Below are 21,745 nucleotides of genomic sequence, written 5' to 3' on the forward strand. Positions count from 1 at the left end.
GTCAGGCGACCGCAGCCGTGGCGGCGGTGACGAACTGTTCGGCGGCCTTGGCGGGGGTGAGGCGACCGTACTGGGCCTCCTCGGCGGCCTTGATCAGCTCGGCGCGTACCTTGCTGTGGCCCTTGATCGGCACCTGGGGGGAGGCGCCGAAGCTCTCCGCGAGCGCGGTCTCCACCTCGATGGACTGCTTCATCGCCGGGTCGGTGATCTGGTCACCGACCGCCTTGCGCAGGTCCAGGTTGGACGGCAGTCCCCGGTCGGTGCCCAGGATCTTGACCGCCTCCGGATCGTTGACCAGGAAGTTGAGCACGTCGACCGCGGTGTCGGAGTGCTTGCTGCCCCGGAACACCGACCAGTACATGGAGGCCCGGGCCCACTGTGCGCTCGGGTCACCCGGGTAGGCGACCACGCCCAACTCGTCGTTGGTGTTCTTCTTCAGCTCCGGCATCTGGTTGACCCACACCCAGCTGGTGCCGGCCTTGCCGGTGACGACGAGCTGCTTGGTGATGTCGGTGGCGTTGCCCTCGTGGATCACGTCGGCGGTCGGGGTGGCCCCCCGGTCGCGGGCGCCCTTCCACAGCTCGAACCACTTGGTCACGTCCTCGGCGGTGAAGCCGAGCTGGTTGCCCTTGTAGAGGTCCTTGCCCTGCTGGCGCAGCCACACCCAGAAGGCCTTGTAGTCGGCGCTCGGGTCCATGGTGCCGGGGACCTTGGTCTTCTCCGCGACCTGCTGGGCCCAGGCGATGTGCTCCTCCCAGCTCTGGCCGGTGGTCGGCTCGGGCAGGCTGTTCTTGGTGAGCAGGGTCTTGTTGTAGACCAGGCCCTGGGTGTTCTCCCCGGCGGCCAGCCCGGCGAGCTTGCCGTCGACCACGCCGTACTGCCAGAGGCTCTCCGGGAACTTCGAGACGTCGAGCTTGCCGTTGTCCTTGGCCTCGGTCAGGTCGAGGGTGGTGTTGCGGGCGGCGTACTCGGCCAGGTAGTTGTCGTCGATCTGGAAGATGTCCGGCGGGCTGCCGCCGGCGGTGAGCGTGGCCAGCTTGTCGAAGTAACCCTGGTTGGCCTGCCAGGTCTTCTTGAAGGTGACGTTCGGGTTCTTCTGGGTGTAGAGCGCCAGCGCCTGCTCGGTGAGCTGGTTGCGGGCGTCACCGCCCCACCAGAAGATGGAGAGTTCGACCTTGCCGTCGGAGCCGGCCTCGTCGTCGCTGCCGCAGGCCACGGCCCCACCGAGCAGCAGTGGTACGGCCACGGCGGCGGCGACCAGCCGGCGCAGGAGTCGACGTCGGGGTACGGGGGTACCGTGTGGGGGCTCGGCGGACGCGCCGGTGGTGGGGGACGTTGCGGGGTGCATGTGCGCTCACTCCTTGGCGTTAGGAGGCGACTACCTCGCCGGTGGCCGCGCTTGGGCAGCCCGGGTCCGCAAGGCGATGCGGGCCCGGGCCGGCACCGGCGGCCTCGGCTCGGGGGCGACCGGCGGCTGGTGCCGGCCCGGTCGAGTCGCGGATGACCAACTCGGTCTGGAGCATTAACTGTGCGGTGGTACGTCGGTCGCCGGATGCCGTGCTCCGAGCGACACCCCGGCGTGGGGTGTCGGTGTCCTGTTGCAGCAGCATGTCGACGGCCGACCGGCCGGCGGCCCCGGTCGGGGTGGCCACCGTCGTCAACTTGGGCCGGGTGAGCCGGCTCAGGGCGATGTCGTCGATCCCGACGACGCTGATCTCCTGCGGCACCCGGACCCCGAGGGTGTCGAGCCCCTCGATGAGTCCGATCGCCAGCAGGTCGTTGTAGGCAAGCACCGCGGTCACCCCGCTGCGGCGGACCTGGTCGGCCTGTGCTCCGCCACCGGCCACGGTGGGCGGGTTGGGGCCGAGCAGGGTCAACTCCGCCCCACCGGAGCGGGCCGCCGCACCGGCGGCCCGGCGGATCTCGCGGTTGGTCCACGACCCCCGGGGGCCACCGAGCAGCCCGATCGCGCGGTGCCCGAGGCCGGTCAGGTGCTCGACGGCCGCCCGCGCGCCCTGACCGACGTCCATCATCACGCAGGGCAGCCCGGCCACCTGGCGGTTTATCACCACCAGCGGAACCTCCCGGCTGAGCTGCTCGATGAGGCTGTTGCTCATCCGCGGGCTGCACAGCAGCACCCCGTCGACCTGCTTGGCCAGGGCGTGGACCAGCTCCTCCTCGGTGGTCGGGTCCTCGTTGGTGTCGGCCACGAAGACGTGGTAGTCGCGGTGCCGCGCCTGGCTCTCCGCCGCCTTGATCAGCGGCGGGAAGAAGGGGTTGGCGATGTCGGCGATGATCAGCCCGATGTTGTGGGTACGCCCGGTGATCAGGGCCCGGGCTGCCCGGTTGGGCCGGTAGCCCAGGTCCTCCGCGCAGGCCAGCACCCGGACCCGGGTCTCCGGGTTGACCAGGTGTGGTGCGGAGAAGGTACGGGACACGGTGGAGATGTGGACACCGGAGGCCCGCGCGACGTCGCGGATGGTGACTGGCACGACGGCCCCCTCGTCCCGGTGTGGCTGCGGTCACTCAAGTGGGCCAATTAATGCAAACGGTTGCTCCAGTGTCAACGGCCGTTGATTACAGCTGTGTTTCGGCAGCGCGCTCACCATGCCCACCTATCCCCACTTTCTGGGGTAAAAGGGGCAGGATTCGTCCGCATCGTTGACGGCGGCCGATCGAACATGGTTACTTCACTGCAAACCTTTGCAGCGCTTGGAGGTCGTCGGAATGTCATCGAACAACCAGGCGCGGGTCCGGCACGCCGTCGTCGGCACCGGTGCGCGGGCCGAGATGTTCGTCCGCGCCCTGGTCCGCGAGCACGCCGCCACGGCGCAGCTGGTCGCCTTCGCCGACGTCAACCAGGCCCGGATGGACGCGCACAACCGGTGGCTCGGCGAGCTGGGCCACCCGCCGGTGCCGACGTACTCCGCCACCGACTTCGCCCACATGCTCGACAAGGAACGGGTCGACGTGGTGCTGGTGACCACCACCGACGTCACCCACGACGAGTACGTGGTGGCCGCCCTGCACGCCGGGTGCGACGTGGTCACCGAGAAGCCGATGACCGTCGACGCGCCACGCTGCCAGCGGATCCTGGACGCGGTAGAACGGACCGGCCGGAAGGTGTCGGTGGCCTTCAACTACCGGTACAACCCGCTGCACGAGCAGCTGCGCCGGCTGCTCGCCGAGGGAGCGGTCGGCGAGATCGGCTCGGTGCACTTCGAGTGGCTGCTCGACGTGCGTCACGGCGCGGACTACTTCCGTCGCTGGCACCGGGAGAAGGCCAACTCCGGTGGGCTGATGGTGCACAAGGCCAGTCACCACTTCGACCTGGTCAACTGGTGGCTCGACGCCACCCCGGTGCAGGTGTACGCCGCCGGCCGACTGTTCTTCTACGGCGAGCCCGGCCGGCGTCACGGCTACGCCCGGGACTACGACCGGGTGCACGGCTCCCCCACCGCCGCCGACGACCCGTTCGCGCTGCGGCTGGCCGAGCACCCCCGGCTGCGCGAGTTGTACCTCGACGCCGAGGGCGAGGACGGCTACCAGCGTGACCGCAACGTCTTCGCCCCCGGGGTGACCATCGAGGACGACATGGCGGTGCTGGCGACGTACTCCTCCGGCGCGACGATGACCTACCACCTGACCGCGTACGCGCCCTGGGAGGGCTACCGGGTGATGGTCAACGGCAGCCGGGGCCGGTTGGAGCTGGAGGTCGTCGAGAGCGAGTTCGTCAGCCCGGCCGCCGCCGGAGCGCTCAAGGGCGCCGCGCTGCACGGCACCGAGGCCGCCGCCGAGGGCGGGTCGGCGACGTTGACGCTGCGGCCGTACTGGGAACCGCCGCGGCGCATCGAGGTCGACGGCTACTCCCGGGAGGGCCACGGCGGCGCGGACGCCCGGATGACCGCGGTGCTCTTCGGCGGTCAGGCCGACCCGCTGGGCCGGGCCGCCACCGCCCGCGACGGCGCGCTCGCCCTGCTCACCGGCCTGGCCGCCAACCGGTCCTTCGAGACCGGGCAGGCCGTCCGGGTCGCCGACCTGATCACCCTCCGTTGAGTCCGCAAGGAGCCGTACCCGTGCCCGATCCCCGACAGGATCTGCTGTTCCCCGCCGACCCGGGCGTGCGTACGCTGGCCCGGCGCCTGCACGCGCTCGCCGCCGAGCAGCCGATCATCTCCCCGCACGGCCACGTCGACCCGGCCATCCTGGCCGAGGACCGGCCGTTCCCGGACCCGGCGCAGCTGCTCATCGTGCCCGACCACTACCTCACCCGGATGCTGCTCAGCCAGGGTGTGCCGCCGGGGCGTCTCGGCGTGCCGACGGTCGACGGCAGCCCGACCGAGACCGACGGCCGGGCCATCTGGCGGCTCTTCGCCGCGCACTGGCACCTGTTCCGGGGCACCCCGTCCCGGTTGTGGCTGGAGCAGACCTTCCGGGAGGTGTTCGGGCTGAGCACCGCGCTGAGCCCGGCGACCGCCGACGAGGTCTACGACGCCATCGCCGCCCGGCTGGCCGAGCCGGAGTTCCGCCCCCGGGCCCTGTTCGAGCGCTTCGGCATCGAGGTGCTGGCCACCACCGAGTCGCCCCTGGACGACCTGGCCTGGCACGCCAAACTGGCCGCCGACGGCTGGGGCGGCCCGGGTGGGCGGGTGATCACCACGTTCCGGCCGGACAACGTGGTGGACATGGAGTTCGAGGACTGGGCGGGCAACGTCGAACGGCTCGGCGCGATCGCCGGGGAGGACACCGGCACGTACGCCGGCTACCTGGCGGCGCTGCGCCGACGCCGGGAGGCCTTCGTCGCCGCCGGGGCGACCTGCTCCGACCACGGTCACCCCACCGCCCGTACCCTCGCGCTCGACCGGGCCGAGGCGGCGGCGCTGTACGACCGGGGCCGGCGGGGCACGGCCGACGCCGCCGACGCCGAGGCGTTCCGGGCCCACATGCTCGTGGAGTTCGCCCGGATGTCGATCGACGACGGGCTGGTGATGCAGCTGCACCCCGGCTCGGTGCGCAACCACAACCGTTGGCTGTACGCCCGGCACGGCCGCGACGTCGGCGGCGACATCCCGCAGGCCACCGAGTACCTGCACGCGCTCACCCCGCTGCTGGACGCGCACGGCAACGACCCCCGGCTGCGGGTGGTGGTCTACACCCTCGACGAGTACACCTTCACCCGGGAGCTGGCCCCCCTGGCCGGCGGCTACGCCGCGCTGTACCTCGGGGCGCCCTGGTGGTTCCTGGACTCCCCCGAGGTGCTGCGCCGCTTCCGCGAGTCGGTCACCGAGACCGCCGGTTTCTACAACACCGCCGGGTTCGTCGACGACACCCGCGCGTTCTGTTCCATCCCGGTACGCCACGACGTGGCCCGTCGGGTCGACGCGGGTTTCCTGGCCCGGCTGGTCGCCGAGCACCGCCTCGACGAGGACGAGGCCGCCGAGACCATCGTCGACCTGGCGTACCGGCTGCCCCGCAGGGTCTACAAGATCGGAGAACGTTCCCAGTGACCGTCACCATCACCTCCGTCGACGTGCACGACGTCCGGTTCCCCACCGCGGCGGCCGGCGACGGTTCCGACGCCATCAACAAGGGTGACTACTCGGCGACGTACGTCGAGTTGACCACCGACGCCGGAGTGACCGGGGCCGGGTTCACCTTCACCAACGGCCGGGGCAACGAGATCACCTGCGCGGCGGTACGGGCCCTGGCCCACCACGTGCGCGGCCGGACCGTCGAGGAGATCACCGCCGAGCCGGTGGCGTTCTGGCGCTCGCTCAGCGCCGACGTGCAGCTGCGCTGGCTGGGCCCGGAGAAGGGCGTCATCCACATGGCCACCGGCGCGCTTGTCAACGCCGTGTGGGACCTGCGGGCCAAACTCGCCGGCAAGCCGATGTGGCGGTTCCTCGCCGAGGCCCCCACCGAGGAGCTGGTGGCCAGCATCGACTTCCACCACATCACCGACGCGCTCACCCCGGACGAGGCCGCCGCGATCCTGGACAAGGGCCTCGACGGGGCGGCCGACCGGCTGGCCGTGCTGGAACGCGACGGTTTCCCCTCGTACACCACCTCGGTCGGGTGGCTCGGCTACCCCGACGACAAGGTCCGGGCGTTGACCCGCGAGGCGTACGCGCAGGGTTGGCGGGCGATGAAGATGAAGGTCGGCGGGCCGTTCGACGACGACGTGCGCCGGGCGACGATCATCCGGGAGGAGATCGGCCCGGACGCGCTGCTGATGATGGACGCCAACCAGGTGTGGGACGTCGACGAGGCGATCGGCAACATGGCGGCGTTGGCCGGAGCCGACCCGTACTGGATCGAGGAGCCGACGCACGCCGACGACATCCTCGGCCACGCCCGGATCGCCAAGGCGGTGACCGAGCTGACCGGCGGGCGGTGCCGGGTGGCCACCGGCGAGGTGGCGGCCAACCGGGTGATCTTCAAGCAGTTGCTGCAGGCCGAGGCGATCGGCGTGATGCAGATCGACGCCTGCCGGGTCGGCGGGGTCAACGAGGTGCTGGCCGAGATCGTGATGGCGGCCAAGTTCGGCGTACCGATCTGTCCGCACGCCGGCGGTGTCGGCCTGTGCGAGTACGTCCAGCACCTGGCGATCTTCGACTACCTGCGGGTCGGCACCAGCCTGGACGGTCGGATGGTCGAGTACGTCGACCACCTGCACGAGCACTTCGTCGACCCGGTACGCACCCGGGAAGGCCGCTACCTGCTGCCGACCAGCCCCGGCTACAGCGCCACCATGAAACCGGCGTCGATCGCCGAGTTCCGCTTCCCGGACGGCCCGGCATGGCGGTGACCGTCGGCGTGGACCGGCTCGGGCTCGGCACCCTGCACCGGTTGCCCGTGGAGAGCCGACCCCTGGTGCGTCCCGGTGAGGTGCCGGTCGGCATCGTCCACCTGGGCCTCGGCGCATTCCACCGGGCCCACCAGGCGGTCTACACCGAGGAGGCGCTCGGTGTCGCCGGCGGCGACTGGGGCATCGTCGGGGTCGCTCCGCGCAGCACCGACGTGGTCGAGACCCTGGCCGCCCAGGACTCGCTGTTCAGCGTGACCACCCTCGCCGCCACCGGCAGCAGCACCCGTGTGGTGGGGGCGCTGGCCGGGGTGCGGCACGCCGCCGGTGACCCGCAGGCCGTGGTGGACCTGCTGGCCGACCCGGCGGTACGGGTGGTCACCCTGACGGTGACCGAGAAGGCGTACCAGCTCGACCCGGCCACCGGGCGGCTGCGCCCCGACCCGGCGCTCGTCGCCGACCTGCGCGGTGACCGTCCGCCGACGACCGTGCCGGGGCTGCTGCTGCGCGGCCTGCAGGCCCGGGCGGCGGCGCAGGCCGGGCCGGTCGCGCTGGTCAGCTGCGACAACCTGCCGGCCAACGGCAGCCGGCTGCGTTCCCTGGTGTACCAGGGGCTGGAGCGGGCGCGGGTGCCCGACGGGCTGCTCGACTGGGTGTCCGGCCAGGTCACCTTCCCGGCGACCATGGTGGACCGGATCGTGCCGGCCAGCACGGCCGAGACGCTGACCGCCGCCCGGCAGGCCCTCGGGGTCAGCGACCTGGCCGCGGTGGCGGCGGAGCCGTACCGGCAGTGGGTGGTCGAGGACGACTTCCCCGGCGGCCGGCCGGCCTGGGAGCGGGCCGGCGCGGTGCTCACCGACGACGCCGGGGCGTGGGAGCGGTTGAAGCTGCGCACCCTCAACGGGGTGCACTCGGCCATCGCCTACCTGGGCGCGCTGGCCGGGTACGAGACGATCGCCGACGCGCTGGCCATGCCGCACCTGGGCACCGTGCTGCGGCGGCTGATCGACGAGGAGATCGCGGCGAGTTTCACCGGGCCGGAGGGGGTCTCGGTGACCGGGTACGGCGACGAGGTGCTGGCCCGCTTCGCCAACCCGGCGATCCGGCACCGCACCCTCCAGGTGGCCATGGACGGCTCGCAGAAGCTGCCCCAGCGGATCCTGCACACCGTGGCCGACCTGCGCGCCGCCGGCCGGTCGGCGCGGTGGGCGGCGTTGGTGGTGGCGGCCTGGATCCGGTTCGTCGGCGGGCGGGCCGACGACGGCACCGCACTGCCCCTGCAGGATCCGCTGGCCGAGCAGATCCGGGCGGCCCTGGCCGGGGCCGGCGACAGTCCGGCGCGGACGGTGCAGGCGCTGTTCGCCCTGGCCGAGGTCTTCCCCGCCGAGGTCGCCGCCGACGACCAGGTGTGTACCGACGTCACCGAGTGGCTGACCGCGCTGTCCCGGCACGGCGTCGAGGCGACCCTGGCCGGTGCGGCGTGACCCGCGACGCACCCGCCGGCACGCCCGGCCCGGTCACCCGGGTGGCGTTGATCGGCGCGAACGGGCACGGGCGGTCGCACCGTCGGGTGATCGCCGGATTGCAGGCCGCCGGCCGGGTACGGCTGGTCGGGCTGGTCGACGTGCGACCGGTCGAGGACGAGCCGGAGGCGCCGGTGCCCGCCGACACGCTGGTGGGCACCGACCACCGGGCGATGCTGGCCGCCGCCGAGCCGGACGTGGTGGTGCTCTGCACCCCACCGCACACCCATCTGCCGATCGCCTCGGACGTGCTGGCCGCCGGGGCCGACCTGCTGATGGAGAAGCCTCCGGTGCTGTCCATGGCGGAGCACCGGCGGCTGGTCGACCTGCTGGCCCGCACCGGTCGGGTCTGCCAGGTCGGGTTCCAGGCGCTCGGCTCGGCCGCCCTGGCCGAGTTGGCCGCCGCGATCGACGCCGGCCGGCTGGGCACGGTCACCGACATCAGCACCGTCGCCTCCTGGCAGCGCTCCGACGGCTACTACGCCCGCGCTCCGTGGGCGGGCCGGCGTACCCTCGACGGTCGGCCGGTGCTCGACGGCGCGTTGGCGAACCCGCTGGCGCACGCGGTCATGCAGTCCCTGGCCGTCGCCGAGCTGGCCACCGGCGCGCCGGTGGTCCCGGCCGAGATCGAGCTGGAACGCTACCGGGTCCGGCCGATCGAGGTCGACGACACCGCCACCCTGCGCGTGGTGCCGGTCGACGGGCCGCCCATCGTGGTCGCGGTGACCCTGGCCGGGGAGGACTTCATCCCCGGTGAGGTGATCGTGACCGGCACCGCCGGCCGGGCCGTGCTGGAGTACCCGACCGACCGACTGCGGCTGCCCGGTGAGGCCGGACTGCGGACCGTGCCGGGACGTCGCGGCCTGCTGGCGAACCTGCTCGACCACCGGGCCGACCCGGTCGGGGTGCCGCTGATCGCGCCGCTGGCACGCACCGCGCCGTTCACCGCCGTGCTGGAGGCGGTCACCGGTGCCCCCGAGCCGACCCTGCTCGACGACGACCGGCTGGTGACCACCGGCACCGGGGCGGACCGGGTACGCAGCATCCGGGGCGTCAACGCCGCCCTGCGTCAGGCGGCTGAGGGCGGCCTGCTGCTGTCGGAGCTGCCGGTGCCGTGGGCGGTCGGGCCGCACCGGGTTGACCTGACCGGATTTACTGCAACATAGCTGCACATAAAAGTCATTGACTCTTTTGAGCGTTTCTCCCTACCGCTAGACATCGAGGCACATCACTTCGAAACTCATCCCCGAGAAGCTCGGAGAACGCCCATGCGCCGTACCACCACCAGCGCGGCGATGGCCGCGGCCCTGCTCCTGACCAGCGCCGCGCCCGCCGCGGCGGCCGGGACCACCACCGCTGCCCGCACCGCGACGACCGGGACACACACCGCCGCGTCGGTCGCGGCACACACGGCCGCCGCAGGCGCGCAACCGAAGGTCCCCCTCGCCGCGCGGCTGCTCGGTCGCCAGGCACTGCCGGCCGGTGACGGCTGGGCCGCGGCCGGACCGGGCACCACCGGCGGTTCCACGGCCACCGCCGACCAGGTCCACCTGGTACGCGACCGGGCCGGACTGGTCCGGGCGCTCGGCGGTGACAACGCCACCAACCGGCTCAACGACACCCCGAAGATCATCTACGTCGAGGGGGCCGTCGACGGCTTCGAGGGCCCCGACGGCGCACCGCTGGGCTGCGACGACCTCGCCGACCCGGAGTACTCCCTGCCCGCCTACCTGGCCGCGTACGACCCGGCGGGCTGGGGACGGGTGGCGCCCAGCGGGCCGTTGGAGGCCGCCCGGGTGCGTTCGGTGGCCAACCAGACCCGGCAGACGCAGATCAACGTCGGGCCGAACACCACAATCGTGGGGCTGCGCGGGGCCACGTTGACCGGGCTGACCCTGATGATCGACACCGCGGACAACGTCATCGTGCGCAACCTCACCTTCGACGACGCCCGGGACTGCTTCCCGGCCTGGTCACCCACCGACGGTGAGACCGGCAACTGGAACTCCCAGTACGACCAGATCTCGGTGCGGCGCAGCGCGAACGTCTGGGTCGACCACAACACCTTCACCGACGGCGACAACCCGGACAGCGCCCAGCCGAGCTACTTCGGCCGGCCGTACCAGGTGCACGACGGGTCGCTGGACATCACCCACACCGCCAACCTGGTCACCGCCTCGTTCAACCGGTTCGTCGGGCGGGACAAGCTGATGCTGATCGGCTCCTCCAACACCGTCGGACCGGACGTCGGCCGGCTCAACGTCACCCTGCACCACAACGTCTTCGACGGCGTGCTGCAACGGCTGCCCCGGGTGCGCTTCGGCCAGGTGGACCTCTACAACAACTTCTACCGGCTGGCCGGCCCCGGCTTCGAGTACGCCGTCGGCGTCGGCGTGCAGTCGGCGGTGTACGCGGAGAACAACTACTTCGCCCTCGGCGCCGACATCGCCGCCGCGGACCTGCTGTACGACTGGGGCGGCACCGCGATCACCACCCGGGGCAACTGGGTACGCGCCACCGGTGACCGGGCCCGCCCGGTGGACCTGGTCGCGGCCTACAACGCCGCACACGAGCCGGACCTGGGCTCCGACGCCGGCTGGACCCCGACCCTGCGGGCCGGGCCGGTGCTGCCCGCGGCGCTGGTGCCGCTGACCGTACCGCTGCTGGCCGGCGCCGACCGACTGCCGGTCTGACTCCCGACGCCACGTCGCCGGGCCAGGGTCGGGCCGGCGATCCCCGCCGCGTCCCGCCGCTCGGTCCGCGTGGTCGCACCGGGCCGACACCGTCACGGTGTCGGCCCGGTGCGACCGTGGTGGCGACCGGAGACGGAACGTCGCCGACGTTCCCACCGGACCGGTGCGAGTCCGACGGGAGGAGGGGCGGGTTCCGGGCCGGGCGGCCACCGGACCGGCGCGGGACGGTGCGGGCCCGCGCCGAGGGTCAGTCCGAACGGGCGGCGGCCAGTCCGGCCAGGGCCTGGTCGCGTTCGTCGAAGGTGAGGAAGACGGTGTCCAGCCGCATGGTGTGCAGCACGGTGAGCACGAACCGCGACGGCGCCACCAGGCACAGCGGGAGACCCCGTTGCCGGGCGTCGTTGTGGGCCCGGACCAGGATGCCGAGCCCGGTGGAGTCGATCAGGTCCACCCGGGAGAGGTCGAGCAGCACCGGACGGTCGGCCGTGATCGCCTCGGCCAGCGCCTCGCGCAGCGGCTCGGCCACCGCCAGGTCGATGTCGCCGTTGGGCCGGACCACCACCGCCCCGGGCAGCCGGTCGACCGCCACCTGCCAGGTCCGCGCCTCGACCGGACCGGCCGACTGGCCCCCGGTCGGGGTGTCCAGCGGGCCGGTCGGGCAGCGCGGACAGCGGTGCGGCCCGGTGGCGAACGCGGACCCGCTCCAGGCGCTCTCGGCGATCACCGGCCAGACCAGGTCCGGCTCCCGCAGGTGCGTGGTGCGTTCGGTCTGGGTGTTGCCGCAACAGTCACAGATGAGCTGCACGGTGTCGGGGCGCAGGCCGGGTACGACAGTCATGTGGCACCTCCGGTGACGCGTCCGCCCACCCGGACCGGGTGGACGGTTGGTGCGTGGCGGGGCCGGCCCGAACCGGTGCCGTCCCCGCCCGGCACCCCTCGCGGGCCGCCGCCGGACGCGGTCAACCCCGGGTCTCCGCCCTCGAACCGACAGCCGTACCGTCGTGGCCGGTCGATGCGACCGCCCGTGCCGGTACGACGTACAGGACCTGGTCGACCTGGGCGACCTGGAGCAGCCGGCTCAGCCGGGACGACGGTGAGCGCAGGACGAGCCGGCCACCGAGGGAGAACATCCGGCGGTGCGCGTCGAGCAGCAGCGCGATACCGGCGGCGTCGATGTTGGCGCAGGAGGTCAGGTCGATCACCAACCGCGTCGGGCGTAGCGCGAGCACCCGGTCCAGGACCGCACCGAGTTCTGCCACGGCGGCCAGGTCGAGCGGCTCGGTCAACGCCACCTCGACCAGTTCGGTCGCGGGCGGCCGGGCCGGATCGATCCGTCCGGTGTTCCGGGCCCTGCTCATCCGCACCTCCCACGTCCGGCACGTCGTGACCACCGGCCGCCCGACCGTTGCTCGGCGGCTGCGCCGAGCTTGCGGCAGACATGTGGCAACGACCACGCAGAGATGTGACGGTTTCATGACAACCGGACGGCGGCGGACGAATCGGGGGCGATTTGGCCACACCACCGACGGCCCGGATGATGGCCAGATGACCGGAGTGCTGGTGATCGAGGACGATGACCGGATCCGCCTGTCGCTGCTGCTCGCCCTGGAGGACGAGGGCTACCAGGCACGGGGGGTCGCCACCGCCGAGGAGGGGCTGCTCGAGCAGCGCAGCCGGCCGGCGGAGACCGTTCTGGTGGACCTGATGCTGCCCGGAGTGGACGGTTTCGAGTGCATCCGGCAGCTACGCCGCAACGACGGCGTGGCCATCGTGGTGGTCAGCGCCCGCGACGACACCCACGACATCGTCGCGGCGCTGGAGGCCGGCGCCGACGACTACCTGGTCAAACCGGTGGCGATCAAGGAGTTGTCGGCCCGGCTGCGGGCCCTGCGCCGGCGCGGCCGGGTGGTCGGGGCACAGCCGACGGTGCCGAGCCTGGTCTTCGGCGAGTTGGAGATAGTCCCCGACGGCGGTGAGGTACGCCTACGCGGCGAGCCGGTGTCGGTCACCCGCACCGAGTTCCGGTTGCTCTGCGAGCTGGCCCAGCACCCGGGCCGGATCCTGTCCCGCCAGCAGCTGCTGCAACGGGTGTGGGACCACACCGTCGGCGACGAACGCCTGGTCGACGTGCACGTGGGCCGACTGCGGCAGAAGATCGAGCAGGACACCACCCGCCCCCGGTACCTGCTCACCGTCCGGGGCCTCGGCTACAAGTTGCAGCGGTGAGAAGCACCGGCCTGCGGACCCGGGTGACGGCCGGTTTCACCGCCGGCGCGTTGGCCCTGTCCACCGCGATCGCGCTGGTGAGCTACCAGGTGACCCGGGGCTCGCTGCTGGCCGAGCGGGAACGCACCGCCGTACAGGCGGCGTACCTGGACTCGACCGTGGTGCAGTCGGGCCTGGCCGCCGAGCAACCGGACATCCTGGAGATCCTGCGTTCGCTGGACACCGGCGGGGACCGGCGCGCGGTGCTGCACCGCGACGGCACCTGGTACGCGCGCAACCTGGACGCCGGCATCACCTCGGCCATCCCCGCCGCCCTGCAACAGCTCACCCAGCAGGGCGAGCCCGCCGTGCAACGGGTCCAGGCCGGCGGCGCGCCGGCCCTGGTGGTCGGGGTGCCGCTGGCCGACGGCACGACCTTCTACGAGGTGGACTCGCTGGCCGAGCTGCAGCACACCCTGCGGGTGCTGGCCATCGTGCTGACCCTGGTCGCGCTGAGCACCGCGGTCGCCGCCGCCGCCCTGGGCCGGCACGCCACCGGGTACGTGCTCCGGCCGTTGCGCTCGGTCACCGACGCGGCCGAGGAGATCACCTCCGGTAACCTGACCGCCCGGCTCGACCCCGCCACCGAGCCGGACCTGGCCCGGCTCACGGCCTCCTTCAACGGCATGGTCGACCAGCTCTCCGCCCGGATGCAACGGGACCGCCGGTTCGCCGCCGACGTCAGCCACGAGCTGCGTTCCCCGCTGCAGACCCTGGAGGCTGCGGCCAGTGTGCTCAGTCGTCGCCGGGACCGGCTCGACGAGCGCAGCGGCACCGCGGTGGACCTGGTGAACGCCGAGATCTCCCGGTTCCAGGCCCTGGTCAACGACCTGATCGAGCTGGCCCGCAGCGACCAGCCCCCCGACCGCCGACCGGTCGACATGGTGGACCTGGCCCGTCAGGTGTGCCAGTCGCAGGGCGTGCCGGGCGACGTGGTGACCCTCGACGGGGGCGCCGACCCGGTCTGGCGGGTCGACCGGCGACGGATCACCCAGCTGCTGTCCAACCTGGTCGACAACGCGCAGCGGTACGGCGGCTGGGTGTGCGCGGTCCGCCTCGGCACCGGACCTGACGACCACCTGCTGACCGTCGAGGACGAGGGGCCCGGCATCCGCCCGGAGGACCGTGAGGTGATCTTCGACCGGTTCGTCCGGGGGCGCGCCGCCCACGTGCGGGGCGCCGGCGACGGGACCGGCCTGGGGCTCGCCCTGGTGGCCCAGCACGCCGCCGCGCACGACGGCACCGCCCAGGTGACCGACCGGCCCGGCGGCGGCGCCCGCTTCCAGGTGCGCCTGGCCCGGGAGGGCGGATGAGGGCGCGGGCACGGGTGCACCCACGGCTGACCTGGGACCTGGGGCTGCTGGCGGTCACCGCGATGCTGCTGGCCGGCTGCGGGGTCTCGGCGGAGGACCGGCCCCGGGTCATCGACCGGCCCGGCGGCCCGCATCCGGTGGGCACCAGCCCGGCCGCCCAACCGACCGGGCAGTTGACCGAGACGATCTGTTTCGTCCGCGACGAGCAGCTCGTGCGGGTCGACCGACAGGTGTCGGACGCGGCGACGCCCGTCGACCAGATCCGGTTCCTCGCCGACGGGCCGACCAGCGCCGAACGCGAGGCGGGGTTGAGCACCGCGCTCACCGGAGCCAGCCGGATCACCGGGGTACGTCTGGTCGGCCGGGAGGCGTTGGTCGACGTCGCCGACGGGCTGGTCGACACCGGCCGCACCGACGAGATGCTCGCCTTCGGTCAGGTGGTCTGCACACTGACCGCCCGGCCGGACGTCGACGGGGTGTCCTTCCTGCACGACAGCCGCCGGCTGGGGGTGCCCCGGGCGGACGGGTCGCTCTCCACCGGCCCGCTCACCGTCTCCGACTATCCCGTGCACCGCTGACGGTGCGTACTGGGTTATAAGTTACGGATGGAATTCCCGGCGTACCTGGCCTCCATGCCGATGCACGCGATCACCGAGATCCACGGTGAGGCCGGCCTGCGGGCCCGGTTCGCCCTGGAGATCGCGGCGTTCGACCCGGCCGACCGGCAACGGCTGACCGAGGCGCTCGATCTCGCCGCCGAGCTGCACCGCGACGACCGGCGGGTCCGCGAGCCGTACCTCAACCACCTGCTGCGGGTGGCGATCCGGATGACGCACCACTACCAGGTGCGCGACGTGGACGTGATCGTGGCCGGGCTGCTGCACGACGCGGTCGAGGACCACCCGGCGGAGCTGGCCGCCCTCGACCCGGCCGGCGTCGCGGTGACGTCGGGGGCGCAGCCGGTCACCGCCCACGGCCCGGTCGACGCGGACACCGCCGGGGTCCGGGCCCGCACGGCGGCGCTGGCGGTGCTGGCCCGACGCTTCGGCCCCCGGGTCGCCCGGCTGGTCGCCGCGGTCACCAACCCGGTGTACGACCCGACCCGCGACCGCAACACCCAGTACCGCGAGCACGTGGCGGCCAGCCTGGACACCGAGCCGTGGGCCCGGGTCATCAAGCTCTCGGACTTCACCGACAACGGGGTCGGGGTGATCCACGCCGTCGGTCCCCGGGTGGCCCACTGGGCGGCCAAGTACCGCCCGCTGGTGCCGCTGCTGCGGGAGCTGGCCGGCCGGCCGGACACCCCCCTGTCCGCGCCGGTCAAGCAGCACATCTTCGACCAGCTCGACCTGGCCGAACAACGCTTCACCGCCATTTTGGAGTAAGGAAGGGCCCCCTCTTAACGCATCCGGTCGAGAGGGGTACCCCGCTCACCGCCCGACGCGTGCGGGCACGCGACTCGGCCCGGCCGCCACGTGAGCGGTCAGGTGGATCGGCCCAGCTGCCACGCGGGCATGGGCACGCGGGTCAGCCCCGCCGCGCGCGGGCATGGGCACGCGGGTCAGCCCGGCCGCGACGCGGGCAGGCACGCTGGTCAGGGGGTCAGGTCGCGGCGACGGAAGGCGACCAGTCCGGCCCCGGCCAGTGCCGCCGCGACCGCGGTCAGCACCACCAGCGGCAGCGCCGTCGCGTCGACCGCGGGTGCCGCCGGCACGTGGGTGAACGGGGAGACGTCGAGCACCGGCTGGGGCAGCTCCAACACCGCGCCGAGCTGCCCCACCAGCAGAAACAGCAGCAGCGTCGCCCAGGACAGCGGCACCGACCAGCGGGGCAGCACCCCGATCAGCACCACCACGATCCCGGCCAGCACCAGCAGCGCGGGCAGCCGGACCAGGGCCGCCGCGCTCAGGTCGACCGTCCGGCCCACCGGGTCCCCGGTGACCAGCCCCTGTCCGAGCCCGGTGCTGGCCCCACCGACCACCGTCAGCAGGGTGGCGCCGAGGACGGTGTTGAGCAGGTGCGCGCCGAGCCAGGCGTAGCGGTCGACCGAGGTGGCCAGCACCGCCTCCAACACCCCGTCGGTCTCCTCGGTACGCGCCCGCAGCAGCGCCTGCACCACGTACCCGCCGATGGTCAGGGCGAACAGCGCCAGCATCGCCGACAGGTACGCCTCGACGAGCACCGCGCCACCGCCGAGCTGGTTGACCATCTCGGCCGCCGTGGGGTTCTCCGCGACCATGTCGTCGATCTCGTCGGAGACCGCGCCCATCGCGAGGCCGAGCACCCCGATGCCGACCGCCCAGCCGAGCAGCACCCCGCGTTGCAGGTGCCAGGCCAGCCCGATCGGGCTGCGCATGGCCGCCGTGGCGGTGGCCGGGCCGGGCCGGTCGGCGAGCAGTCCCGCGCCGAGATCCCGCCGGTCGGTCAACCGGTACGCCGCCACCACCGCGACCACCAGCAACCCGACCGGCAGCAGCAGCACCCACCACCGTTCCCCGTCGAACGGGCGGAGCTGGTTGCCCCAACCGAGCGGGGAGAGCCAGGACGGCCAGCCGCTGGTGTAGCTCAACCCGTCCGGGCTGACCTGCCCGAAGACGTCACCGGCGGCGCGCAGCGCGAAGGCGACCCCGACGGCCAGCGCGGCGAGGGCGTTGGCGCCCCGGGACGTACCGGAGAACTGCGCGGTGAGGCCGGCGACCGCGGCGAACGAGATACCGATCGAGCCGACGGCCGCCGCGGCGGCGACCGAACCGGCCACCGGCAGTCCCGCGGCGACCAGCGCCACCGCGACCCCGACGGTGGTCAGCAGGTTCGCTCCGATCACCACCAGCAGGGCGGCGGTGAGCAACGCGTACCGGCCGACCACGGCGGAGCCGAGCAGTTCGGCCCGGCCGGTCTCCTCGTTCTGCCGGGTGTGCCGCACGACGGCGAAGGTGCTCAGCAGGGCGGCCAGCACCGACAGGGTGAGGAAGGACTCGGTGGTCACCACCGAGCCGAGGCTGGTGCCGTGTACCGGCCCGTTGAAGGCGCGGGCGACCAGGCTGCTGGTCGCGGTGCGGGCGTAGGCGACGCGTTCGGACTCACCGGGGTAGATCCCGGCGATGCTCGCGGCCAGCGCGTTGGCCAGCAGCGGCGTGCCGAACACCCAGAGGCCGAGCTTGACCCGGTCCCGGCGCAGCGCCAGCCGGACCAGCCGGCCGGTGCCGGTCACGGCGCTCACCGCTCACCCCGCACGTCCGCCGGTACGGCGGGCGGAGCTGGCGGCACCGGTGGGGGCGGCGTGGCCAGGTCGGGCCCCGGCCCGCCGTAGTGGCGCAGGAACAGCTCCTCCAGGGTCGGCGGGGTGCTGGTGAGCGTCCGGACGCCCAGCGGCAGCAGGTGGGCGAGAAGTCCGGCGAGGTGCTGCGGCTCCACCTCCAGGTGGGCGCGGTGGGCACCGGCGGTGGCCACGTTCACCCCGGTGAGCCGGTCCAGCCCGGTCAGTGGCCGGTCGGTCTCGACGGTGACCGAGGTACGGGTGAGGTGCCGCAGCTCGGCCAGGGTGCCGTGCTCGACGGTCCGGCCGTCGCGGATGATGCTCACCCGGTCGCAGAGCGCCTCCACCTCGGCCAGCACGTGGCTGGAGAGCAGGACCGTGCCGCCGGCCTGGCTGAACCGGCGTACCTCGGCCTGGAAGACCGACTCCATCAGCGGGTCGAGTCCGGAGGTCGGCTCGTCCAGCACCAGCAGCTCCACATCGGAGGCGAGGGCCGCGACGATCGCCACCTTCTGCCGGTTGCCCTTGGAGTACGCCCGGCACCTCTTCGTCGGGTCCAGCTCGAAGCGGCTCAGCAGCTCGTCCCGACGACGCCGGTCCAGGCCGCCGCGCAACGCGCCGAACAGGTCGATCGCCTGGCCTCCGGTGAGGTTCGGCCACAGGTTGACGTCGCCGGGCACGTACGCCAACCGCCGGTGCAGGGCGACCGCGTCCCGCCACGGGTCGCCGCCGAGCAGGCGGACCGTGCCGGAGTCGTGGCGCAGCAGGCCGAGCAGGATCCGGATGGTGGTCGACTTGCCGCTGCCGTTGGGGCCGAGGAAGCCGTGCACCTCCCCCGCCTCGACGTGCAGGTCGAGGCCGTCCAGGGCGCGGGTACGGCCGAAGCTCTTCACCAGGTCGTCGACTGAGATCACGGTCATGTGGCACTCCCCGTCGTGGTGGACCGGACACAGCCACGGTACTGACCGACGGTCAGGCATTTCAAGCACCGGTCAGCAAGCGGACTACGCTGGACCGGTGGACACCGCCCCACCCGACGACACCCGCAGCCGGATCCTGCGGGCCGCGTTGGAGCGCTTCGCCGAACAGGGGTACCAACGCACCTCGCTGCGCGAGATCGCCGACCGGCTCCGGCTGACCAAGGCCGCCATCCTCTACCACTTCCCCACCAAGGAACACCTGGTGCTCGACCTGGTCGAGCCGATGCTCACCGATCTGGAGGGGCTGCTGGTCGAGGCCGGGAGGCACGCGCCGGAGCGGGCCCGGTGGGTGCTCGTCGAGGGCTGGATCGACACCATGCTGCGGCACAGCCGGTCGCTGGGCATGCTCTTCCACGACATCAACATGCTCAGTCACGGCCCCACCTTCCAGCGGCTGATGCGCATCGCGATGCGCGCCAACGAGTTGGTCGCGGGCCCGAACGCCAGCCGTCGGGACCAGGTCCGGGCGGTGCAGGCGATCGCCATGTGCAGCGACCCGGTGGTCTTCTTCGACGACGTACCGGACGAGGTGTTGCGGGCCGACATGCTGGACGGCCCCCGCCGGCTCTTCGCCGACGGCCCGCCGGCGAGGACCGGCGGCGCGCCGGCGGCAACCGACGGCCCGCCGGCCCCGGCCGACGGTGCGCCCAGGTCACGGGCGGGGGCTGCGGTCGAGGTCAGGGTCGAGGCGACCGGGGCGGGCGACGGGGGCCGGAGCGCGACGCGCCCCGGCCCGGGGCCGGGCGGCGGCCGGCGGCGGTCCGGACGCCCCCCGGCGATGAGCCCCGCCCAGGTCGCCACGGCCCGCCGGATGTACGCCGACGGCGCGCACTCGGCCGACGAGATCGCGGCCCACCTGGGGGTCTCCCGGGCCACCGTCTACCGCCACCTCGCCGCCGGGTGAGACAGATTATGCGACGATTGTGAGACTATTCTGCGACAGCGGGTGGCGTCCCGGGCTGGCCGCCGGCCTGCAGCCGGGGGTCCGGCTCGCCGCCGGCCATCGCCAGCATCCCGCGCACGACCTTGAGCAGGGTGAGCAGGTCACGGGGCCGACGCCGGTCCAGGCCGGCGACAACCTGCTTGAGGATGCTCAGCTGGTCGAAGTAGACCCGCTCGGTGACCAGGTTCTCGTCGGCGTCGAAGATGAAGTAGGCGGTCATCCGGGTCCGGTGCCGGCCTCCGGTGGCCGGGATCTTGCCCAGTGGGCCGAGATGGGTGCCGGTCAGCCAGAACTCGACGATCACCGCGTCGTGGCTGTGCCGGATCGCGATGATCTCGTGATCCTGGTCGGGAAAGGCGACCCTGGTCTCGTGGTAGTAGTCCCGCACCGCCCGGTCGCCGTCGTGCACCCGCATCGAGGCGATCAACTCGTAGTGCGGGTGCGGGAACGTCGACAGCACCTGGTCCCAGTCCTGGCGGACCTCGTCGTGGAAGTGGTCGAGGACCAGCTTCTCCCGGGCCAGCAGTACGTGCTCGGGGGGAAGGGGTGGAACGGCCACGGAACTCCTCAGTGGATCAAGAGACGACGGTGGCCCTCATTCATACCCCATCCGACCGGTCAGGCGGGCTCCACGGTGTAGTGGATCGTCTGGGCCACGATCCACCCGTCCTCGATGACGAACGAGTCCGCGCCGTCGCGCACCCGGGCCCCGTCGGCCTGCGCCGTCCACTCCAGGAACGCGAACCGCCCGTCGACCAGCAGATTCTGGTACGTGTACCGGCCGCCCGGCAGCTCCTCGGCGAGCCACCGGGCCAGTTGCCGCGCCCCGCCGGGCCCCCGGAACACCCCCCGACGTTCCAGGATCACGCAGTCCGGGGCGAGGTTACGCTCGATATCCTCGACGAACCGGTGCTCCGCGGCCAACCGCAGATGCTCCCGGAACACCTCCTCCGCCGAGCGTCGCCGCAGCTCGTCGCCCATCCCGCACCTCCTCGACCCGGCCCGCACCCCGAGGGCCATCATGACGCCGCGGGTGCGCCGCCGTCCTCGGTTCACGCCGATGACCGGCCCCACCCCGAGCTTCTGCCGCTGGGCCCGCCGCGATCAGGAGTGCCAGGACGACGCCAGGCCCGCGCCCACCCGGTGTTCGTGGCGGGCCGCCAGCCAGTCGGACTGCGCCACCGAACCACCCGGGACACCCAGGCCGGTCCGGGCAGCCTGGTAGAAGGCGTCCCTGGCCCGATCGGCCCGGCCCTTCAGGTCGACGAGCCTCGTCCCGTGATCGTCCTGCCCGTTCGGGTCATGGGCCATCCGCTCGATCCGCCAGACCGCCTCCCGCCAGCCCCGGCCGGCCTCGACAGTGGCGGCGTCCCCGAGCAGCAGCACGTTCTCCCAGGCCAGGGTGTTCCGCACGTCCGCCTCGGCGAGCCGCGCCAACCCTTCCTCGCGTTCGATGGCGTGGCCCGACCGGTCCGGTCGCGCCGCGACGAGCATCCGCGTCGACACGGCGTGGATCTCCTTGACGGCCCGGGACAACTCGACGTACGCCTCCAGCCGGCGCTCGTCCCAGCGGACCCGCTGGCCACGCCGCCACCGGCCGCGGTCGGCCAGCGAGGTGGCGAGGATGGTCCCCAGCGTGCCGACCAGCACACCGAGTAGCGCGGGAAGCTGGGCAAGAAGAACATTCACGACGACGAGCCTGCCACCACCGGGCAACCGCCGGTGAAGCCGCTTTCGCCGTTCGTCGACCAACCACCCGACGCACTCGACACGCGGCTCGTACCCGCTCGGTTCGCCGGTGGGGTCAGCGGCGGGTGTCCGATGGGACGTCCGAGGTCCGGCGGGCGACGAGAGCGGCTGCGGCGTCGAGGCGGTCCCGTTCCACTCCGGTCAGTGCCGGATCGTGACGGCGCACCGCCACGGCCGGGGTGCAAGACCCGGCAACCGATGCTCCCAGTTTCCGAACC

20 protein-coding genes are annotated in these 21,745 nt (G+C 72.9%); 11 read left to right on the forward strand and 9 right to left on the reverse strand.

Annotated features, from left to right (window positions below; all coding sequences use genetic code 11):
• Position 1: 1 nt before the first annotated feature.
• Positions 2-1,348, reverse strand: a complete 1,347-nt coding sequence (locus ACN28G_RS11885) for an ABC transporter substrate-binding protein (protein WP_091438763.1) — start codon at positions 1,346-1,348, stop codon at positions 2-4.
• Between the two features lie 19 nt (positions 1,349-1,367).
• Positions 1,368-2,492, reverse strand: coding sequence for a LacI family DNA-binding transcriptional regulator (locus ACN28G_RS11890; protein ID WP_091438767.1), 1,125 nt, complete (start codon positions 2,490-2,492; stop codon positions 1,368-1,370).
• A gap of 235 nt (positions 2,493-2,727) precedes the next feature.
• Here ACN28G_RS11890 and ACN28G_RS11895 point away from each other — a divergent pair, with 235 nt between their 5' ends.
• From ACN28G_RS11895 to ACN28G_RS11920, 6 genes are all read left to right on the forward strand, one after another.
• Complete coding sequence (locus tag ACN28G_RS11895) at positions 2,728-4,056, forward strand: Gfo/Idh/MocA family protein (RefSeq protein WP_421479117.1); 1,329 nt, start codon at positions 2,728-2,730, stop codon at positions 4,054-4,056.
• 20 nt (positions 4,057-4,076) lie between these two features.
• A complete protein-coding gene (gene uxaC / locus ACN28G_RS11900; protein ID WP_421479118.1) occupies positions 4,077-5,507 on the forward strand; it encodes a glucuronate isomerase in 1,431 nt (476 codons plus the stop codon).
• A complete protein-coding gene (locus ACN28G_RS11905; RefSeq protein ID WP_421479119.1) occupies positions 5,504-6,808 on the forward strand; it encodes an enolase C-terminal domain-like protein in 1,305 nt (434 codons plus the stop codon). The genes uxaC and ACN28G_RS11905 overlap by 4 nt, the downstream gene beginning before the upstream one ends.
• Entirely contained in the window at positions 6,799-8,289 is a 1,491-nt protein-coding gene (locus ACN28G_RS11910) for a mannitol dehydrogenase family protein (protein ID WP_421479120.1), read from the forward strand. Before ACN28G_RS11905 ends, ACN28G_RS11910 begins: the two co-directional genes overlap by 10 nt.
• Positions 8,286-9,494: a Gfo/Idh/MocA family protein gene (locus ACN28G_RS11915; RefSeq protein WP_421479121.1), complete on the forward strand. Its 1,209-nt coding sequence runs from the start codon at positions 8,286-8,288 to the stop codon at positions 9,492-9,494. Before ACN28G_RS11910 ends, ACN28G_RS11915 begins: the two co-directional genes overlap by 4 nt.
• 102 nt (positions 9,495-9,596) lie before the next feature.
• Positions 9,597-11,021 carry a pectate lyase family protein gene (locus ACN28G_RS11920; RefSeq protein WP_421479122.1) on the forward strand — a complete coding sequence of 475 codons (1,425 nt, stop codon included), beginning with the start codon at positions 9,597-9,599 and terminating at the stop codon, positions 11,019-11,021.
• A 247-nt stretch (positions 11,022-11,268) separates the two neighbouring features.
• Here ACN28G_RS11920 and ACN28G_RS11925 read toward each other — a convergent pair whose 3' ends face one another.
• Together ACN28G_RS11925 and ACN28G_RS11930 are read right to left on the reverse strand one after the other, a co-directional pair.
• Positions 11,269-11,859: an STAS domain-containing protein gene (locus ACN28G_RS11925; protein WP_091438795.1), complete on the reverse strand. Its 591-nt coding sequence runs from the start codon at positions 11,857-11,859 to the stop codon at positions 11,269-11,271.
• A gap of 121 nt (positions 11,860-11,980) precedes the next feature.
• The gene (locus ACN28G_RS11930) at positions 11,981-12,379 is read right to left on the reverse strand and encodes an STAS domain-containing protein (protein ID WP_175440559.1); all 399 of its coding nucleotides are present in this window, start codon (positions 12,377-12,379) and stop codon (positions 11,981-11,983) included.
• 187 nt (positions 12,380-12,566) lie between these two features.
• On the opposite strand from ACN28G_RS11930, the gene ACN28G_RS11935 reads away from it, so the two are divergent.
• Genes ACN28G_RS11935 through ACN28G_RS11950 form a run of 4 tightly spaced genes read left to right on the forward strand, consistent with a single transcriptional unit; the run spans position 12,567 to position 15,984 of the window.
• Positions 12,567-13,247, forward strand: a complete 681-nt coding sequence (locus ACN28G_RS11935) for a response regulator transcription factor (protein ID WP_091438802.1) — start codon at positions 12,567-12,569, stop codon at positions 13,245-13,247.
• Positions 13,244-14,599, forward strand: coding sequence for a sensor histidine kinase (locus tag ACN28G_RS11940; RefSeq protein ID WP_421479123.1), 1,356 nt, complete (start codon positions 13,244-13,246; stop codon positions 14,597-14,599). Before ACN28G_RS11935 ends, ACN28G_RS11940 begins: the two co-directional genes overlap by 4 nt.
• Positions 14,596-15,177 carry a GerMN domain-containing protein gene (locus ACN28G_RS11945; protein WP_421479124.1) on the forward strand — a complete coding sequence of 194 codons (582 nt, stop codon included), beginning with the start codon at positions 14,596-14,598 and terminating at the stop codon, positions 15,175-15,177. Before ACN28G_RS11940 ends, ACN28G_RS11945 begins: the two co-directional genes overlap by 4 nt.
• 27 nt (positions 15,178-15,204) lie before the next feature.
• Entirely contained in the window at positions 15,205-15,984 is a 780-nt protein-coding gene (locus ACN28G_RS11950; protein ID WP_091438814.1) for an HD domain-containing protein, read from the forward strand.
• A 209-nt stretch (positions 15,985-16,193) separates the two neighbouring features.
• On the opposite strand, the gene ACN28G_RS11955 is transcribed toward ACN28G_RS11950, so the two are convergent.
• Positions 16,194-17,819, reverse strand: coding sequence for an ABC transporter permease (locus tag ACN28G_RS11955; protein ID WP_091438817.1), 1,626 nt, complete (start codon positions 17,817-17,819; stop codon positions 16,194-16,196).
• On the reverse strand, positions 17,816-18,775 hold the full coding sequence (locus ACN28G_RS11960; RefSeq protein WP_421479125.1) for an ABC transporter ATP-binding protein: 960 nt from the start codon (positions 18,773-18,775) through the stop codon (positions 17,816-17,818). The genes ACN28G_RS11955 and ACN28G_RS11960 overlap by 4 nt, the downstream gene beginning before the upstream one ends.
• A 97-nt stretch (positions 18,776-18,872) precedes the next feature.
• On the opposite strand from ACN28G_RS11960, the gene ACN28G_RS11965 reads away from it, so the two are divergent.
• Positions 18,873-19,739, forward strand: a complete 867-nt coding sequence (locus tag ACN28G_RS11965) for a TetR family transcriptional regulator (protein ID WP_421479126.1) — start codon at positions 18,873-18,875, stop codon at positions 19,737-19,739.
• Between the two features lie 25 nt (positions 19,740-19,764).
• On the opposite strand, the gene ACN28G_RS11970 is transcribed toward ACN28G_RS11965, so the two are convergent.
• The 3 genes from ACN28G_RS11970 to ACN28G_RS11980 all read right to left on the reverse strand — a co-directional run bounded on the left by ACN28G_RS11970 (position 19,765) and on the right by ACN28G_RS11980 (position 21,467).
• A complete protein-coding gene (locus tag ACN28G_RS11970; protein ID WP_091438827.1) occupies positions 19,765-20,337 on the reverse strand; it encodes an ester cyclase in 573 nt (190 codons plus the stop codon).
• Between the two features lie 59 nt (positions 20,338-20,396).
• Complete coding sequence (locus tag ACN28G_RS11975) at positions 20,397-20,759, reverse strand: nuclear transport factor 2 family protein (protein ID WP_421479127.1); 363 nt, start codon at positions 20,757-20,759, stop codon at positions 20,397-20,399.
• A gap of 123 nt (positions 20,760-20,882) precedes the next feature.
• Positions 20,883-21,467, reverse strand: a complete 585-nt coding sequence (locus tag ACN28G_RS11980) for a hypothetical protein (protein WP_421479128.1) — start codon at positions 21,465-21,467, stop codon at positions 20,883-20,885.
• Between the last annotated feature and the right edge of the window lie 278 nt (positions 21,468-21,745).

Source organism: Micromonospora sp. WMMA1923 (assembly GCF_049179195.1).
Taxonomy (GTDB): Bacteria; Actinomycetota; Actinomycetes; order Mycobacteriales; family Micromonosporaceae; genus Micromonospora; species Micromonospora yangpuensis.

Bases quoted from the DNA above. Each gene is read 5' to 3' on its own strand.
- ACN28G_RS11885 (WP_091438763.1), bottom strand. From the start codon at position 1,348: ATGCACCCCGCAACGTCCCCCACCACCGGCGCGTCCGCCGAGCCCCCA.
- ACN28G_RS11895 (WP_421479117.1), top strand. From the start codon at position 2,728: ATGTCATCGAACAACCAGGCGCGGGTCCGGCACGCCGTCGTCGGCACC.
- ACN28G_RS11910 (WP_421479120.1), top strand. From the start codon at position 6,799: ATGGCGGTGACCGTCGGCGTGGACCGGCTCGGGCTCGGCACCCTGCAC.
- ACN28G_RS11920 (WP_421479122.1), top strand. From the start codon at position 9,597: ATGCGCCGTACCACCACCAGCGCGGCGATGGCCGCGGCCCTGCTCCTG.
- ACN28G_RS11925 (WP_091438795.1), bottom strand. From the start codon at position 11,859: ATGACTGTCGTACCCGGCCTGCGCCCCGACACCGTGCAGCTCATCTGT.
- ACN28G_RS11930 (WP_175440559.1), bottom strand. From the start codon at position 12,379: ATGAGCAGGGCCCGGAACACCGGACGGATCGATCCGGCCCGGCCGCCC.
- ACN28G_RS11935 (WP_091438802.1), top strand. From the start codon at position 12,567: ATGACCGGAGTGCTGGTGATCGAGGACGATGACCGGATCCGCCTGTCG.
- ACN28G_RS11945 (WP_421479124.1), top strand. From the start codon at position 14,596: ATGAGGGCGCGGGCACGGGTGCACCCACGGCTGACCTGGGACCTGGGG.
- ACN28G_RS11950 (WP_091438814.1), top strand. From the start codon at position 15,205: ATGGAATTCCCGGCGTACCTGGCCTCCATGCCGATGCACGCGATCACC.
- ACN28G_RS11960 (WP_421479125.1), bottom strand. From the start codon at position 18,775: ATGACCGTGATCTCAGTCGACGACCTGGTGAAGAGCTTCGGCCGTACC.
- ACN28G_RS11975 (WP_421479127.1), bottom strand. From the start codon at position 20,759: ATGGGCGACGAGCTGCGGCGACGCTCGGCGGAGGAGGTGTTCCGGGAG.